The 17,281-nt window shown below is 31.1% G+C and carries 18 protein-coding genes; 6 read left to right on the forward strand and 12 right to left on the reverse strand.

The genetic code is table 11. From position 1 onward, the window contains the following. Positions 1-60: 60 nt before the first annotated feature. The gene (locus tag ACTS9J_RS14355) at positions 61-816 is read right to left on the reverse strand and encodes a head GIN domain-containing protein (RefSeq protein ID WP_448353393.1); all 756 of its coding nucleotides are present in this window, start codon (positions 814-816) and stop codon (positions 61-63) included. A gap of 113 nt (positions 817-929) precedes the next feature. Between ACTS9J_RS14355 and ACTS9J_RS14360 the strand changes: the two genes are divergently transcribed. From ACTS9J_RS14360 to ACTS9J_RS14370, 3 genes are all read left to right on the forward strand, one after another. After that, the gene (locus ACTS9J_RS14360; protein ID WP_448353394.1) at positions 930-1,694 is read left to right on the forward strand and encodes an exodeoxyribonuclease III; all 765 of its coding nucleotides are present in this window, start codon (positions 930-932) and stop codon (positions 1,692-1,694) included. A gap of 10 nt (positions 1,695-1,704) precedes the next feature. Continuing rightward, positions 1,705-2,238, forward strand: a complete 534-nt coding sequence (locus tag ACTS9J_RS14365) for a hypothetical protein (RefSeq protein WP_448353395.1) — start codon at positions 1,705-1,707, stop codon at positions 2,236-2,238. An 80-nt stretch (positions 2,239-2,318) separates the two neighbouring features. After that, positions 2,319-2,792: a GNAT family N-acetyltransferase gene (locus ACTS9J_RS14370; protein WP_291062155.1), complete on the forward strand. Its 474-nt coding sequence runs from the start codon at positions 2,319-2,321 to the stop codon at positions 2,790-2,792. A 46-nt stretch (positions 2,793-2,838) separates the two neighbouring features. On the opposite strand, the gene ACTS9J_RS14375 is transcribed toward ACTS9J_RS14370, so the two are convergent. The 11 genes from ACTS9J_RS14375 to kdsB form a co-directional block, all read right to left on the reverse strand. Then, entirely contained in the window at positions 2,839-3,234 is a 396-nt protein-coding gene (locus ACTS9J_RS14375; RefSeq protein WP_448353396.1) for a hypothetical protein, read from the reverse strand. A 23-nt stretch (positions 3,235-3,257) separates the two neighbouring features. Beyond that, positions 3,258-4,664 carry a hypothetical protein gene (locus tag ACTS9J_RS14380; RefSeq protein WP_448353397.1) on the reverse strand — a complete coding sequence of 469 codons (1,407 nt, stop codon included), beginning with the start codon at positions 4,662-4,664 and terminating at the stop codon, positions 3,258-3,260. Positions 4,665-4,985: 321 nt separating this feature from the next. Beyond that, a complete protein-coding gene (locus ACTS9J_RS14385; protein WP_448353398.1) occupies positions 4,986-5,510 on the reverse strand; it encodes a DUF4136 domain-containing protein in 525 nt (174 codons plus the stop codon). Between the two features lie 88 nt (positions 5,511-5,598). Beyond that, positions 5,599-6,114, reverse strand: coding sequence for an NUDIX hydrolase (locus ACTS9J_RS14390; RefSeq protein WP_115001815.1), 516 nt, complete (start codon positions 6,112-6,114; stop codon positions 5,599-5,601). A gap of 19 nt (positions 6,115-6,133) precedes the next feature. Then, positions 6,134-7,021, reverse strand: a complete 888-nt coding sequence (gene xerD, locus ACTS9J_RS14395) for a site-specific tyrosine recombinase XerD (protein ID WP_448344376.1) — start codon at positions 7,019-7,021, stop codon at positions 6,134-6,136. Then, positions 7,022-8,605 carry a S41 family peptidase gene (locus ACTS9J_RS14400; protein ID WP_448353399.1) on the reverse strand — a complete coding sequence of 528 codons (1,584 nt, stop codon included), beginning with the start codon at positions 8,603-8,605 and terminating at the stop codon, positions 7,022-7,024. Between the two features lie 7 nt (positions 8,606-8,612). Next, on the reverse strand, positions 8,613-9,056 hold the full coding sequence (locus tag ACTS9J_RS14405) for a deoxycytidylate deaminase (protein ID WP_291047243.1): 444 nt from the start codon (positions 9,054-9,056) through the stop codon (positions 8,613-8,615). A 6-nt stretch (positions 9,057-9,062) separates the two neighbouring features. Next, on the reverse strand, positions 9,063-11,024 hold the full coding sequence (locus tag ACTS9J_RS14410; RefSeq protein WP_280035452.1) for a site-specific recombinase Gcr: 1,962 nt from the start codon (positions 11,022-11,024) through the stop codon (positions 9,063-9,065). 108 nt (positions 11,025-11,132) lie between these two features. After that, positions 11,133-11,801 (reverse strand): LolA family protein, encoded by a 669-nt coding sequence (locus ACTS9J_RS14415; RefSeq protein ID WP_291091061.1) that lies wholly within the window; start codon positions 11,799-11,801, stop codon positions 11,133-11,135. 79 nt (positions 11,802-11,880) lie between these two features. Further along, entirely contained in the window at positions 11,881-12,432 is a 552-nt protein-coding gene (locus ACTS9J_RS14420) for an HNH endonuclease (RefSeq protein ID WP_038332702.1), read from the reverse strand. Between the two features lie 144 nt (positions 12,433-12,576). Then, positions 12,577-13,320: a 3-deoxy-manno-octulosonate cytidylyltransferase gene (kdsB, locus tag ACTS9J_RS14425; protein ID WP_448353400.1), complete on the reverse strand. Its 744-nt coding sequence runs from the start codon at positions 13,318-13,320 to the stop codon at positions 12,577-12,579. Between the two features lie 200 nt (positions 13,321-13,520). On the opposite strand from kdsB, the gene ACTS9J_RS14430 reads away from it, so the two are divergent. From ACTS9J_RS14430 to ACTS9J_RS14440, 3 genes are all read left to right on the forward strand, one after another. Next, on the forward strand, positions 13,521-14,312 hold the full coding sequence (locus ACTS9J_RS14430) for a DUF3822 family protein (protein WP_448353401.1): 792 nt from the start codon (positions 13,521-13,523) through the stop codon (positions 14,310-14,312). Continuing rightward, positions 14,288-14,830: an RsmD family RNA methyltransferase gene (locus ACTS9J_RS14435; RefSeq protein ID WP_038332694.1), complete on the forward strand. Its 543-nt coding sequence runs from the start codon at positions 14,288-14,290 to the stop codon at positions 14,828-14,830. The genes ACTS9J_RS14430 and ACTS9J_RS14435 overlap by 25 nt, the downstream gene beginning before the upstream one ends. 134 nt (positions 14,831-14,964) lie before the next feature. After that, positions 14,965-17,187: a TonB-dependent siderophore receptor gene (locus tag ACTS9J_RS14440; protein ID WP_448353402.1), complete on the forward strand. Its 2,223-nt coding sequence runs from the start codon at positions 14,965-14,967 to the stop codon at positions 17,185-17,187. The last annotated feature ends 94 nt before the right edge of the window (positions 17,188-17,281 follow it).

Raw genomic sequence — 17,281 nt, forward strand, 5'->3', positions numbered from 1 at the left:
TCATCCGATTTTTTTTTGTAGTACTAAATATTAACGTAATATAGTTTTAAACAAAAACTATTAGTTTATTCTTTTGATAGAAGACATTCCAGAAGTGCTCACTTTCGTTTTCAAACCATTTTCGTCTACATAACGAACAGAACTCGCTCCAGAACTATCAGCAGTCAAACTATTCACAGCCCAAACTGTTGTAGAACTTGCTCCTGAACAATCAACAACTACATTCGCAGCTTTCAATTCTTTTCCAACAAATGAAGAAGCTCCCGAAACTGAAATGTTTAAATCCTGTACATTTCCAGAAATTTTCATACTTGATGCACCAGAATTATCAACCGAAATAGAATTAGAAACCACATCTAATTTCAAATTACTTGCTCCTGATAAATCAACCGCCATTTTTTCTACTTTTTGTGTTGGTAAAACGGTTACATTCGTAGCTCCAGAAAGATTAAATGAACGTAATTTTTGATGAGGGAATTTAATTTTAATAGAAGAATTTTTCAAGTTTACTGTTCCATTAATTTTCATAACCAAAACACCATTTTTCACTTCAGTCGTGATTCTATTCATAATATTATCTGGCGCTTCAACCGAAATTTGACCATTATAATTACCATCCTCGACTGTAACACTTATTGCACTGCTTACATCAATTCCTTCAAAAGAAGATATCTTACGCATTTCTGTAACTGTATTACTACTTGCCTCTACTCGGTCTAAATAATTAGAAACTGGCGATTTAGAATTTAAATCTACCGAACAGCTCGCAAATCCTAACGAACTGAATATTAAAATTGGAAGAAAAATGTATTTCATATAGATGTCTTTTATTATATAGACGCATTAACTTCTAAAAAGTTACAAAAAATATTCACTTTATTTATCATTCTAAATCAATCCGTCATAAATATTTAGTAATTTCGCTAACTATGAAAATCATCAGTTACAATGTAAATGGAATTCGCGCTGCGATGACGAAAGGTTTGGTTGAATGGTTAGAAGCTGCACAACCAGATGTTTTATGTATTCAAGAAACAAAAGCAACGCAAGAACAAGTGGACACAAAACCGTTTGAGGAATTGGGTTATCACATTTATTGGCATGCAGCAGAGAAAAAAGGATACAGCGGAGTGGCTATTTTCTCGAAAATAAAACCAAATCATGTACAAATAGGAACTGGAATAGATTATATTGACAGAGAAGGTCGCGTTTTGAGACTTGATTTTGACAATGTTTCGGTAATTAGTTTGTATTTGCCAAGTGGAACAAATATTGATCGATTAGATTTTAAATTACAATTTTGCGAAGATTTTAAAGATTATATCAAAGAACTTAAAATCTCTCATCCAAACATTGTGATTTGTGGAGATTATAACATTTGTCACGAAGCAATTGATATTCACGATCCTGTTCGTAATGCAAAAGTTTCTGGTTTTTTACCTGTCGAAAGAGAATGGATGACTGCTTTTCTTGATGAATGTAATATGATTGATTCTTTTCGTTATTTTGTAAAAGAACCTCATCATTATTCGTGGTGGTCTTACCGTGCAAATGCGCGCAATAATAACAAAGGTTGGAGAATCGATTACAATATGGTGAGTAATACATTAGAAAAAAATATGACGCGTGCCACGATTTTACCAGAAGCAAAGCACTCAGATCATTGTCCTGTTTTATTAGAATTAGACGTTTAAGATTATAGAAATGAAAAAAATTGTACTTTGTTGTTTCGCTCTTTTCGCAATTACAAGTTGCGTACCTCAGAAACAACACCAAGAATTGGAAGCTAATTATTACAGAGCTTTAGACGATCAATCAAATACATCTAAAGATTTGACATTAGCTAATTTGAAAATCGAAACTCTTGAAAAAGATTTAGCAAAAGCTAAAAGCGAATTATACATCAAAGATACAGCTTTGACAAATGCACAAGCTATGATTAGAATGGCTCAAAAAGAACATGATACTAATTTGCAAGAATTGTATTCTGCATTGAATAGTTCTGGAGAAAAATCAAAACTTTTCTATACTCAATTAAACGAAAAAGAAAAGCAAGTTGCAGAATTAACGCAAAAAGTAAAAGATTTAGATGCTAAGATTGATCAAAAAGATACAGAAATCTTCAATCTAAAAAGACAAATCTTAACACAAGAGATTAACCAAAAGGTTTCGGAAGCAACAGCTACGCCTCCTAAAACAACAACTCCAGCAAAACCAAAAACAACAACAAAAAAGTAAATATAAAAGTCTTATCATAATTGGTAAGACTTTTTTTATTCTCTAAATCGAAGTAACTTTGCAAGAACTAAAAAGTTTTAATGAAAGTTATTTGCGAAACAAAAAGTTTGGTATTACGAGAGTTTTTCGAAATTGATGCATTCGAATTATTTCAATTAAATTCTGACAAAGAATTGATGAAAATCGTCAACGAAAAACCATATAAATCTGAAGACGAAGCGAAGTTTTTTATCGAAAATATGGAGAAACATTACCAAGAACATGGTTTTGGTCTTTGGGGTGTTCACGAGAAAAAAAGCGGACGATTTGTTGGTTGGGGAGGTTTGCGTCAAACAAAATACGGCGCAGTTATCAACATTCGTCTGAAACGTAAATTTCAGAACAAAGGTTACGGAACAGAAGTTTTGAATACGATTGTAGATTATGCAAAAAATGAATTGAAATTAGATAAAATTGCTGCAAAAGCAAATGCAAATCAACCCGAAACGTTAAAACTTTTACAAAAATCTAAACTTCAACAATCAGAAGAAAATGAGTTAATTTTTAAAATATAATACACCTTTTACTTAACATAAAAGGTGTTATAGATGTTAATAATACCTATCTATAGACAGAAATATCTTGAATTATCTTTTCTCCATAAAAATCCTTTTCCTCGTTTGTGAAATAAAAATCATTTTTTTGATAAAGATATTTTACATCACGATAAGGTATAAAATCTTTCCAAGTAATTAATAATGTTATAGCATTTCCAAAACTATATTCCTTACTTGTAAATTTAAAACGAGAGGTTTTAATGATGTTTTTCTCACGAAGTGGTGTAAACCAAACTGTTTTTGGTTTTATTTTTGTCATATCATTTAATAAAACTGAAAATGGTTTACCTATATAGTTTGCTTTATTTATTTCAAATTGTTTTATATAGCTTAAAGTATCTATTTGTTGTGAAAAACAAATAGAGCTTATAAAAAATGCTATTATAAAAAACGTTTTCATATACAATGTTTTCATGTTATTAATTATTTAAAATTACAATCACTTGATTCAGAAAATTCACTTTTTCCGCTACTTTGATTTTTTGATTCATTGACGAAAGTAGAGTTAAAATTACCATCACTATCTTGTTTACTAATACCTAATCCCATATTAAATTTATTTGTTATAAAACTCATTGCTAAAAAATCGGCTTCATTATCTGATTTACCATTAGCAAAAAAACTGTCATAAACATTTGTATAGTCATTATATATAGAAGTACCTTCTTTCCATTCACCTTTATCAGTTAGGTAAATATCTTTAGGAAAATTATCTTGAAATCTAATGAAATAATGGTAATTATTAATAGACAAAACATAAATATCTCCATTATAAGAAACAGTATACCAAAAAGAAAAACTAGAACTTTTTATATTTGCATTAGATAAAAAATAAAAATCTCCTGGAGAAGGAGCTGAATAATAACCGTTTGTATGACTATGAACTCTTCCTAATATGTTTTTAGTATCACTTGGGCCAACACTTACATTACCTGTATTACCTTTATTACCATCTATAATAGGTGTAGGTTTGATAATTCCAGAAGAATTATACTTTGCAAATAAAAAATATTTTTCTATTTCATCTAAAGGTAATCCTTTCTTTAATTTTTCAAGAGTTTCTTTAACTTCAGGTGAATTCAAATAATCTTTCGCTACTATATTGTTTATTAAGGCTTGTAAACAAGGATCTATTATAGGGTCAATACCATCTCCTCCACCTCCTCCTGGAGGATTATCAAGACACTCAACAAATTGAGAACAACCACTACTTCCTCCATTTTCAGGAGGTGTAGTATAACAGTTGGAACAACCACTTCCTCCTGGATTTGGAGTTATAATTACCTCGCCTAAATCACAAGAAGGCAAACCTTCAAAACCGCAATCATCTACGTTTGCTTTTTTATTTATAGAGCTGTTAAATTGCTTATCATATTCAAGTTGAAATAAATTGATATTAATTGCAAATAATTTACTATCCTTTTTTACATAACTAAAAAAAACATTTGTCCCATCATCTGTATAGCTTGCAATTAGTAAATCTTTAACTTGTTTGTTTTTAATTTTCGGATACATTACCCATATATCGCCATTCTCATCAAAAATAGTTTGTGAATGTAATCGAGTTTCAATGTAAAAATCTCTACTTTCTAAAATAATATTTTGTCGAGAATTCTTTTTATGCTCGATAATGTTTGTTGTGTTTACAAGACCTGATATATTAGTATGATGTATACTGTCATATCTTTGCATTAATATTGAAAAACCATTTGCGTAATCAATAGTAGATTTATTACTTTTCCCTTGAATTTTTGAAGATTGTGAAAAAATAGCAAACGTTTTTTTCTCTTGTTCTATTTTTTCTGTCTGCATTATATCTTCTTCTGACACACAACTGTATACAAAAAACAAACAAGGAATAAGCATCAGTAGATACTTTAAAAGAGTGTTTATTCATAGATTTTTAGTTTTAATTAAAACTAAAATACAATAATTTATAAAAAAACAAAATTTTTCTTACTAAACATAATGATTATTATCTATCTAAATAATTTAGGTTAAATTATTGATATTGTGAAAGTGCTGTTTTGGATAAATAAAATTGATTCAGAAACTTCTTTGTAAGGCGCATTCTGCCGTTGAAACGGCATATCCAAATCGGACAAAATATAAATCCCTCGTAATTTTAGTTTTCGAGGGATTTTTTAATTATTATTTCTTTTTAGGTGGAAATTTTTGTAGCAATTTCGTTACACCTTTCTGAATATTTGCTGCACGAACTTCTGGCGAAGCTTTCAAGGGCATTTGAATTTTCAAGGTTCCTTCCCAAACCAATCTTCCTTCATCCTTCATCGAAATGGTATAATTTTGATTTAATTTTTGAGACATAATCGGAATTCCAACCGAAACTCCACCTCCAAAACCATAACCACCCGTTCCCATTCCAATTCCAACATTAGAATTTTGTTGTGTCGAAACAAATTCTTCTGGTTTAATATCAACCATTAAATTCCCTTCATTGGTTTTCTGAAAACCTCTGTACAACATTCCTTTTTCAATCGACGAATATAATCTGGCAGAATCTAAATCATTCAAACCTAAATTTCCCGTTTGTGTAAAAGAATACGTTCTATTTGTTTCAAAATCAAAATCTCGGTCATAATCTACCGCTATATTTTGCGTGCTACATGAAACAATTGTTAAAAATAACGCGCTTAGTAAAAGTATTTTTTTCATTGTTTTAATTTTTAAGATGAGTACCTGAAACAAGTTCAGGTTGGCATACAGGTCATATTGAACTCGCTTCAACATCGCATCACATTAGTTATTTCAAAGAAGTAATATAAATTTCCACCACTTTTCTTAACGAATCAAAACCAATTTCATCTAAATTAATTTCGTTGATAGAAACCCATTTTACTTCTGCTATTTCATCTTTTTCAAGCGTAATTTCTTCGTCTGGAAAATCAGCAATAAACGCTAAATCACACGTTTTATATGGAACTTCTTTGTACTCGTATGTATTAGGTTGAGAAAGAAAATACTTGAAATTCTCTAAAGGAATTTTAATTCCTAATTCTTCCTCAATCTCTCGTTGACAGGTCCTTTCTGCCGATTCATTTGGATCTGTAAAACCTCCAGCCAAATCTAACATTCCTTTCTTTGGTTCTCTATTTCGAACTGTAAAAAGAATTTTATCTTCTTTTTTTAGAATAACCGCCACAGCAGCTGCCACATTTTGATAATAAACCAAATCACAATTGTTGCACGACATTTTTCTAAAATCAAAATGATCGATAGAATGTCCACAATTTGGACAAAATTTAAACGATTTTATCATCTTTTTAGGTTAATGATTATTATTTATTTCTTGGATGAAATTTGATAATCGCATCTCGAATAAATTCTTGATCAACATGCGTATAAATTTCAGTCGTCGTAATACTTTCGTGTCCCAACATTAACTGAATTGCACGAAGATCTGCTCCATTTTTCAATAAATGAGTCGCAAAAGAATGACGAAATGTATGCGGACTAATTGTTTTTTTAACTCCAGCAATTATCGATAATTCTTTCACGATTGTAAAAATCATCACACGAGTAAGGTTTTTACCTCGTCTATTTAAGAACAAAAAATCTTCGAAACCAGCTTGTATAGGAAGATGAATACGAATACTATCCTTGTACAAGTTAATATATTTTATCGTATAATCGCTAATCGGAACAAGTCTTTGTTTGTTTCCTTTCCCAATAACACGAATAAAACCATCATCAAAAAAAAGATCAGAAATTTTGAGATTTATCAATTCCGAAACACGCAAACCACAACCATAAAGCACTTCTATAATCGCACGATTGCGCTGTCCTTCTGGTTTTGATAAATCAATTACTTCAATCATTTTATCAATTTCTTTTTCAGAAAGTACATCAGGAAGTTTCATCCCAATTTTTGGAGTTTCGAGCAAAGAAGTTGGATTATCTTCTCTAAAATCTTCGAGTTGTAAGTACCCAAAAAAGCTTTTCAAGCCAGAAATAACACGCGCTTGCGAACGCACGCTATATTCACTCGATGCAAAATCGTGTACAAAATCCCTCAAATCATCTTGTGAATAATCTAAAGGTTGTTTATCAGAATAATTAATTAATTTTTGAATATCGCGTAGATAACCTTCAATTGTATTGGCAGAAACTCTTTTTTCTAATTTCAGATACATTTGATAGTCATACAAAGCATCTTTCCACAGCATTTACTTCGTTATTTTTTCAAGTTCAAAAATACGCTTTATCATTTCATCTTCGAGCATCCAAACTTGATAAAATGCACGAGAACCATATAAAGTTCCAGCAATTGTGGCTTTCATATAGTTATCAACAGTTGTTGAAAAGACAGGGTTAAACTCATTTGAAGGAATTCCTAAAACACCTAAAAACTCATTTCTATACATTCCAGCACTGAAATATTTCAAATAAATTGCTTCGTTATGAAACATGAAAAAATCGTGAATTGAATAAATTTTCTTGAATAAAAAGTCATTAAAATAATTTGCATCTTGATTATAATACAACCAGTTCGAAACCGAATTTGTATCTAATGCAACAAATTCATCAGGAATAATTCCACCACCGCCGTAGACTTTTTTACCTGAAGGCGCTGTAAACTCTAAGTCTTTATTGATTTTAATTGAGTCTTTACTATATAATTCACCCGATTTTAAACGTTTGTATAAATCGTCGCTGTATTTTGCCGTTTTTTTATCAAAAGGTTTTTGAATAGATCGTCCAGAAGGTGTGTAATAGTTTGCAACCGTTAAACGAACTTTAGTATCATCGCCTAAATTAATTTCACGTTGCACCAAACCTTTACCAAACGAACGACGACCAACGATAATTCCACGTCCGTAATCTTGCAAAGCTCCCGCAACAATCTCACTCGAGGAAGCAGAATTTTCGTCCATTAAAACATAAATTTTCCCTTGCTCGAAAAGACCTCTATTTGTAGCGTAAATATATTTTTTACGTTTTTGTTTGTCTTGTGTGTAAACTATCAATTCGTTTTTCGTCAAAAATTCATCTGCAATTTCTTCTGCAATATGCATGATTCCTCCAGGATTTCCGCGTAAATCGAACACCAAAGTTTTCATGCCTTGATCCAATAAATTTTGTAAACCTTCGTGAACTTCATTTGCAGAATTTTCAGAAAAACGAGTCAATTTAAGATAACCAATATCTTTCGTTAACATATGTTTTCCAGTAACCGTAGGAATTGGAACAATAGTACGATTTAGCGTAACAGAAACTGGTTTTCGATCGCGAATAACAGATAGTTTAACTTCCGATCCTTTCTTACCTTTCAATAAACCTTCTATTGTTTTATTATCTTTTGCAACCAAAGATTGATTATCTACAGCAACTAATTGATCTCCAAACTCTAGTTTACCATAATTTTTCGTTCCAAGTAATGTACGTTCAACAACAATGGTGTCATTCATTGTACGAAATTGAATACCAATTCCAACAAATTCACCTTTCAATTGTTCTTCTGCCTTTTGTACAGAAGCTTTGTCGATATATGTACTATGTGGATCTAGCTTGGCAACCATATAATGAATCGCATCATCAACCAAACTATCCGAATTAACATCGTTCACATATTCATTGTCAATCAAAGAAACTAATCGACGAATTTTTTGTTCGTTATCCGAATATTGCAAACCTACAATATCCTTGTTTTCATCGAACGCAAAGTCGTATTTTTTCCCAACCATAAAACCGATTAAGAAAATAATCATCACAACTAATACGATATTAATAACCTTGAAAAAACTTCTCATTAAAATGCTAACTGTATAATTCTTCTTCTGTAATTTGTCGAATTGTAATTCCTGATTTTTCTAAAAACTCTAACCCAGAAAGATCTTTGTATTGTTGAATGTAAACAATGCGCTTTATACCTGCTTGCAGAATAAGTTTGCTACAATCTGTACAAGGCGAAAGTGTAATATACAATGTCGCTCCTTCTGCAGATTGTGTAGACGTTGCACATTTTAGAATTGCATTGGCTTCGGCGTGCAAAACATGCCATTTTGTATTCCCTGCTTCGTCCTCGCATTTGTTCTCAAAACCACTTGGCGTACCATTGTAACCATCAGAAATAATCATTCGATTTTTAACAATAATTGCACCAACTTTTTTGCGTTCACAATAGGATAGATTCGCCCATTCAAAAGCCATTTTAAGATAAGCTTTATCGTAACGTAATAGTTTTTCAAAGTTTGTTTCCATTTCTAACTAAGCTTCTTCTTTGTTTTTTGTCCATAAAGGCGGAATAAAAAATGGTAATGGATTTCGGAAAAATGCTTTTAATGTATGTGAAATCATCGTAAAAATCTTATAAAAAGGAATATTATTAGATCGCATTGCCATTAATAATGATAAGATAAAACTAACTAAGAAGTTGCTCCAACCAACCATGAAAATTGCAATAAAACCTATAATCATTGGTCCAATATCAAAATGATAGCCCATTCCACCAATACCAATCGCGAAGTTTCCTGAAACGAAAGTAATATGTCGAATATCGAAAGGTTGACCTGTAAAATCCCCAATCAAAAAGGCACATCCCATCATAAAACCGAATGCAACATTACCGACAACTCCTCCCATATTTTTCTCAAACCAATTCGAAATTCTTCTTCTTCTACGTTCTGAAAATGATTTCTTCAAAATTGGATGATTATAAATACGTTCTGGAATATTATGAAAACGTTGATTATTAATTGTAATTCCCGAAATTAATCCTGAAAGGAATAAGAAGACTCCCGCAATTGCTCCGAAGTAAAAAATATGCCAATCCATTGTCACCACTTCTTCCCAATAATGATAAGCTTTAGAATATTTTAAAACTTCTAATCCTAAGATTTCGTTGAGTAAATAAAATATTCCTAATGAAACCACAAAACCCGCAACAACATTTCCTAAAAAAGCAATCATTTGGCTTCTTACTAATTGCGCAAATAAAGTTGTAAAATCTTTCACATTCAGTTCAGAACCAGAAGTTGGCACAAGCGAACGAGCTAAACGAGCCGCTGTCATAGAAGGCTGTTTTGTAGCAAGCGTCATATGTGTCAAATAAATCGTACAGAAACCAACAGCGTAATTAATACTAAAGAAAAACGCTTTAAACAGTGGCGATGTATCATGTATATTTCCAATTCCAGTTTTGATAAAACACAAAAAAGAAACAATAAAGCCACCTCCACAAGCTGTCCAAAACATCTTATTATACTCTTTGGCTGTCTGCGTAATATATTTTTCGCCCGTTTTACCATTATGATAAGTCACTAAGAAAGTGATTAAATAAACCGTAGAACCTAACTGATTACTCATAAAATTCTTTGGCGCATAAAACTCAACCCATTTCTTTGTTGCAAGACTATAGAAAGAAATTATTCCGTGTAATCTTAGTTCATTATAACTATTTAAAATTGTTTGCAAACGAACTAATTGTTGTTGCAAACGATTGATTTTTGATGCAACTTTCAATGAAATTCCTTTGTAATCTTTTTGTGTTAAAATATCGTTTAACAAATGTTTACATTTCGAAATACTTTCTTTAATTTCTAACATATCAAAGCCAGCTTGTGGATTTTCGATAATGTTACTAATCTGCATCGAAAGTTTAGAGAAAGGATTATCAAGATAATTAACCTCGTTACTATAACGCATCATTTCTTTGTCCGAAAACCCACCAGTAATACGAACCGTCAAAATAGAAATTGCTTGTAAAAGCTGATTTTGAATATTATTAACGTTTCCTTTAAAATTATCTGGTTCGATATCTTGATACAATACTTCGAAAAATTTTCGCCAACGATCTCTTGGAATAATTCGGATTGCTGATAAGTTTTTCGAATTATAAAAAATCTCATTTACCACAGAAGTTAATTCATTATTATCTTCAATATCCGGTAAAAGAGAATCCATTATTTTCTTTCTAAAAATGGATAATAAATTATCTTCCAGATGAATTCCACTATCTACTAAATAGCTAACGAAATTGATTTTCCCGAATGTATTTTGAAGTTCTTCGCGAAAAATTAATCGATATGTAGGGTTATTTTGAAGTTTAGAAATTAGATCATCTATAAAAGAAATTGAATCTGGATAATCTTTTCTTGCTTTCTCTAATAATCTTAGAAAAAAGCTCTTCTCGTATTTTTTATTTTGATCAAATATAGAGTCTAAAGCCATATTTTAATTTCTTCATTCAGAGTACAAAAGTAAAAAACTTATACTACCTAAGCAGTATAAATCAAAAGAAATAAAAAAGTGATTCTTGATGAACCACTTTTTATATATTTAGAATTTAAAATTTTTCTTATCTATTGCTGGGTTGATTTTTATGTCATTAAATTTTATCACATATTCTCCTCCATCAACTGGTTTTCCTACCACTTTTGTGGCGAAAGATAATCCGTTATACGTCTTGAAATTAGAGTAATAAAGTGTTTCGTCTTTATTTTTTTCCATTACAATTTCGTACGAATTTTTATCAAAACAGTATATTGTAGAATTTGTATTTTTTGTTAATTCTATTTTGTAACAGCTATTATTTTGATCGTATTTATCTACACCTAAGTATTTTACTTTAAATCCTTTTTGTTTATATTTCAAAATATCCGAATCAAAAGAGTCTGGTTTATAATCTTTTACAGCTACATTTTTCTTAGCAACTTCGCTGTATGTCCATCCCATTCTACCATCATATCCTTCGTTCAAGATTTCTTTTCCATTCATCACAAACACTACTTTTTTGTTGTAAGGGCGTTGATGATAAACAATCATTGGATAAGAATCTCCAACATTTATAATGGCTTCTCCTTTTAGGATAATACTGTTCAAATTATTCCAAGCTGCTTCTCCTCCTGTTTTTTTAATATGAGTTTCTATTATTTTATCTGCATTTTGTGCAAATGTAGTCACAGAAAATAATGAAATCATAAGCGTGCTAAACGTCAATTTCGACATAAGAACTTTTTTAATTTTTAACAATCTGTCGAACAAGATATAAAAACTAATTTAAAGTTCTGTAAAGAAATATTGTCTTTTAGTCTTTTTTAACTTCTATATGAGCCCAATTTTCACCTCTTAAAATACGGTAAACCTGACCTTGAGAAATATTAAATTGTTTTGCTAGTGTAGAAATTTTTGTTTTTCTATTTGGATCAATTAATTTCTTTTTTAGACGAATAACTTGTGCTTCTGTCAACTTACTATTTGGAATACTGTCTAAACGAGAACGTCCTTTCATCATTCTAAATAAATCCTTGTTGTGTTCTTTCCATTCGTCTAAAGTAGCCCACTTTAAATTATCCATTGCGTTGTTTAATTTGTTATGATCCAAATGCACTACATATTCTTTATTGTCTTTATTTGGTAAAAACGTTTCGGCAACCATTTTATGTACATATTTAGCCGTACGTTTTCCGTCTGCTTTTGTTACCCAAATCGCACGATAACCGTTGTTAATCGCTCCTTCTAAGATTTTGTATTTATCTTGTCCTGTGTATAATTTTTTTACAAGACCATCTTTTGAAACTAAAAAGGATCTTTTTTCAATTAATCCTTCTGCTTCGTATTCTTTCCATGAATCACTCATAATCACTATTTTACTTATTTACTCCATTTTACAACAACATTCATACCGAAATATTTTTTTAAGTATTAATTAACTTAATTGTTTCATTTCCATGTCAAGTATAGCTAATTTTAGGGCAAATATAAATCATAAAAAGTTTAAAGATTATTTTTTAACAATAGTGGATAAGTACTTTTTTGCACGCTCTAAATCTTCTGGTGTATCAATTCCTACTCCTATCGATTCAGTTTCAATCACTTTAATCTTCATTCCATATTCCAAATAACGTAATTGTTCTAATTTTTCTGCACGCTCATTTTGACGCATTTCAAGTGTTGAAAACTTCAACAAAGCTTCTTTTCTAAACGCATAAATCCCTAAATGACGAAAATAATTTGGTGTAAAATTAGTTTCACGTGCAAATGGAATTGCTGAACGCGAAAAATAAAGTGCAAAATCGTTAATATCAGTGACCACTTTTACAAAATTAGGATTGTTAATATCTTCTTCCTTTGTAATGGATTCTTTTAAAGTCGCCACATCTACAGTTTTTCCCAATTCTCCATCAAAAGAGGATAAAATATCTGCCAAAGCTTTTTCGTTCACAAATGGTTCGTCACCCTGAACATTCAAAATAATATCGCATTCTATATTTTCGATAGCTTCGGCAATTCTATCACTTCCTGTTTCGTGATCTTTGATACTCATGATTGCTTTTCCGTTGTGCGAAACAATTTCATCAAAAATTAAATCAGAATCTGTCACCACAAAAACATCGTCAAACAAATTAGTAGCGGCAACATTTTCGTACGTCATTCTTATCACAGTTTTATCGCCCAATTGTTGCATCAATTTACTTGGAAAACGTGTTGCTGCATAACGAGCTGGAATTACGGCTATTTTTTTCACTACTTTTTATTTCAAATTTCTGTAAATTTAAGTAGATTCGGCTGAAATGCATTTTTAATCAATAAAATAATTGTAGTATCTTTACTGAAATAAATTTTCTGTATGAAGATTGCTTTCAAAATTTTGTTATTTTTTGATTTCATTAGGATTGATTTTCATCTTAATCAGCGAGTTAAAAATTCAAGGATAAAGAAAAATTTATGTCAAAACCAACTCAACGTTCGTTAGCGATTTTATTATCACACGATATGCTTAGTTATATTACCAAAACAACCGACGGAATATCGACTTCGTATTCGGATGTGTATGACTATTCGGTGGATTTTACAAATCTTAACAAAACGGAGATTGAAATTGAACATGAATTGCGTTCTAATTTAACTCTATTGCAAGAATACGACCATGTGCACATTTGTTTTTTATCGACTACAATCAATGTCGTTCCCTCACATCTTTCGCACAAGCCTTTCGAAGATTTGTTATCTCTTTCGGATTATAGTCCTATCAAATTAGCAATTGATTGTCCATTAGAAAATATAGATGCTTCTATTGTATACAACATTCATTATCCGCTAAAAGATATTTTGCTTTCGTTACCGAATTTGCAAAATGCGCGTTTGTATCATTCGGGCAAATTCTTGATAGATTATGGAATGATTAATACCAAGAACGATGAAATTTATATCAATTTAATGCATCAAAAATTAGAAGTTTGTGTGTTAAGCAATGGAGAATTTATTTTTTATAATCTATTTGAAACAAAAACGAAAGAAGACTTTTTGTTTTACATTTTGTATACATTAAATCAATTAAATATTAGTCCAAATACCGTTTCGTTGTATGCTTTTGGTGACATCATGAATTCGCCAGATTATTACGAAACTTTACAAAAATATGTGCGTCATATTTCGTTTAACGAAGCAGACAAACAACTTGGTCAATATTTTACATTATATAAATTATTCGAATGCGAATCATTTCAGGAACATTAAAAGGAAAAAGAATCACAGCACCAACCAACTTGCCGGTGCGCCCAACAACAGACTTCGCGAAAGAAGCTTTATTTAATATCTTAAACAACGAATGGTATTTCGACGAAATTACCGTTTTAGATTTATTCTCTGGAATTGGAAGTATTTCATTAGAATTTGCTTCACGTGGAGCAAAAAAAGTAACTTCAGTTGATAACTTCTACGGTTGTGTAAAATTTTTGGACGAAACAGCGAAACAATTAAAATTAGATGATGTTATTTCTACTGTAAAAAGTGATGTCATGAAATATTTGGACAAGCAACCAATCAAAAAGTTTGATATTATTTTTGCTGATCCTCCTTACGATTTGGATGTAGAAATTTACAAAAAAATCCCAAATTTGGTTATCGATAATAAATGGTTAGAAGAAGGTGGAAATTTTGTTTTAGAACATCCATCAAGCATTTCTTTTGAAGAGCATCCAAACTTTGTACAGCACAAAAAATACGGAAACGTACACTTCTCTTTTTTCGAGTAAACATCCATTTTCTTAAAATATTTAACAAAATCGACTGATAGATGATATCTATCAGTCGATTTCTTTTTTTTATTTATACTAAGTCTAATTAAATTTGCAGCATTAATTTTATTTAGAATAAATATATATAACATATGAAAAGGAATAAACTTTTACTAGCTACACTTACTATACTAAGTTTTTCTACTGCATTCGCACAAGAAAAAGAAAAAAAGGATACAGTAAGTAATCTACAAGAAGTTGAGATTTTTGGGGACCGAAATAAAAAACAAAGAGGGTTAGAAGCTATTACCCGTTTTCCTGTTTCGCCAAATCAACAAATACAAACTATATCTACAATTTCAGAAAAATTAATTGAAGAGCAAGGAGCTCTAACCATTACAGACGCAGCTCGTAATGTTCCTGGTGTTACCTTATTCGGTTCTTACGGAGGAAATAGAGAGTCTATGTCAATTCGTGGATATAGAGGAACACCAGTCTTAAGAAATGGAGTTAGACAAGATTCAGATTTTAGAACTGCTGGTGCAATAGCTGATATGCAGGGAATAGAGTCTATACAGGTAATCAAAGGATCTGCTGCAATTACTCAAGGAGTTGGAAACAGTCTAGGTTCTGCTGGTGGAGTAATTAATTTAGCTACAAAAACGCCTCGTTTTATAAATGCTGGAAATATAGGTTTACGTGTAGGGTCTTGGAATCAAGTTCGTACAACTTTTGATGTTCAACGCGTAGTTGATAACGCTAAAAGCTTTGCATTTCGTCTAAATGGTGCATATCAACAAGGTGATAGTTATAGAGATGTTGTAAACAATAAAAGATTCTATATACAACCTTCTCTTGCTTGGAGACCTGATGATAAAACAGAAGTAATTGCAGAAATGGATTATTTAAATTTTGAAGGCGTTCCTGATGCAGGTACAGTAAATTTAAATAATGACTTCACGCAAGCATTAGCTAATATGGGACATCGCTTCTTAGGTTTTGATACTGACTTTGATAAAAGTGAAGCAACAACATACTCATTACGTGCTACACGTCAATTAACTGATAAGATTAGTGTACGTGCTGCATATTATGGTTCTATTAATGATAGAGATCAACAGAGCACTTCATTAGCTACAATAAAAGACAAGGCAGGAAATGTAGCCGATTACTCTTTAAGAACTAGATCATTAGGACATTCTACTAGAAATGATAGAAATACAACAATTCAAATTGATGTAATGGGAAAAGATTTTCAAGCTGGAATTCTGAAATGGAGTTGGCAAGCTGGTTATGATTATACAACCTATCGTGTAGATTCTCGTAGTGCACAAATCGATTCAGGAAAAAAAGATAAAGATGGTAACCCTATTATGACATCTACTATTCCTGTGGTAGAAGACCCTATTAATGTACTACAAAATATCAATAATAAATTACCTAATAATTTTGATTTTTCTCAATTAACAATCAATACATCAAGTCCTCTTGATAATGGTTATTACTACGGATTTATGACTCAACATCATCTTAATATTACAGATTACGTAAAAGTTGTTGGAGCTTTGAGATGGTCATATTCTGGTGTAAATTCAAAAGACATTTTAGATCCTATGATTGGATTAATGGTTTCTCCTATTAAAAATATTAATTTATTTGGATCATATACAACAACGTCATCTTTACGTTCTGCTTCAAATCCTTTACAGGGTGGAGGAACAGTTGGAACTTCTCGTACAAAACAATTTGAAACTGGTATTAAAACAGATTGGTTTAATGACAGACTTAGAGCAAATGTTACATACTTCGATATGGTTAACGAGAACTTAGCGTATGAAATTGTGAATGGAAATACACGAACTGGGTTATATCAACTAGCAGGAGATTTAAAACGTAAAGGAATAGAATTAGAAGTAACAGGGCGTCCTTTACCTAATGTTCAAGTAATGCTTGGTTACTCTTATTTAGACACACAATACCAAGGTTCTCCTTCTTATGTAGATGGTTCTCGTCCAATGAATGCTCCTCGTAATACAGCTAATGCATGGGTACAATATAAATTCCAGAAAACAAACACTTTTATTGATGGATTATCTATTTCAAGTGGTCTTTATTATGTTGGATCACGACCTGTTAATGATAGAAGCACAACAAAAGATGCACATGGAAATGTAATGAATGGACAAGCTCCTTTCTTAATGCCAGAATATACAACGCTTAATGCGCAAATTGGATATTCTACACGCAAATTCGATTTCCGTTTATTCTTCAATAATATTACAGACGAAATCGGATACAACTCATACTACAGAGGAGGTTACATCAACCAAATCGATCCATTTAACATGGCAGGACAAGTAGTATTTAAATTCTAATTTTCTCAGAGTTAAACATATTTTTAGCATTTATTTAATAGGAAAACGACAGTTTTATAAACTGTCGTTTTTACTTTGGATAGAATTGACTAAC

The sequence above is a fragment of the Empedobacter sp. ULE_I140 genome (assembly GCF_053482575.1).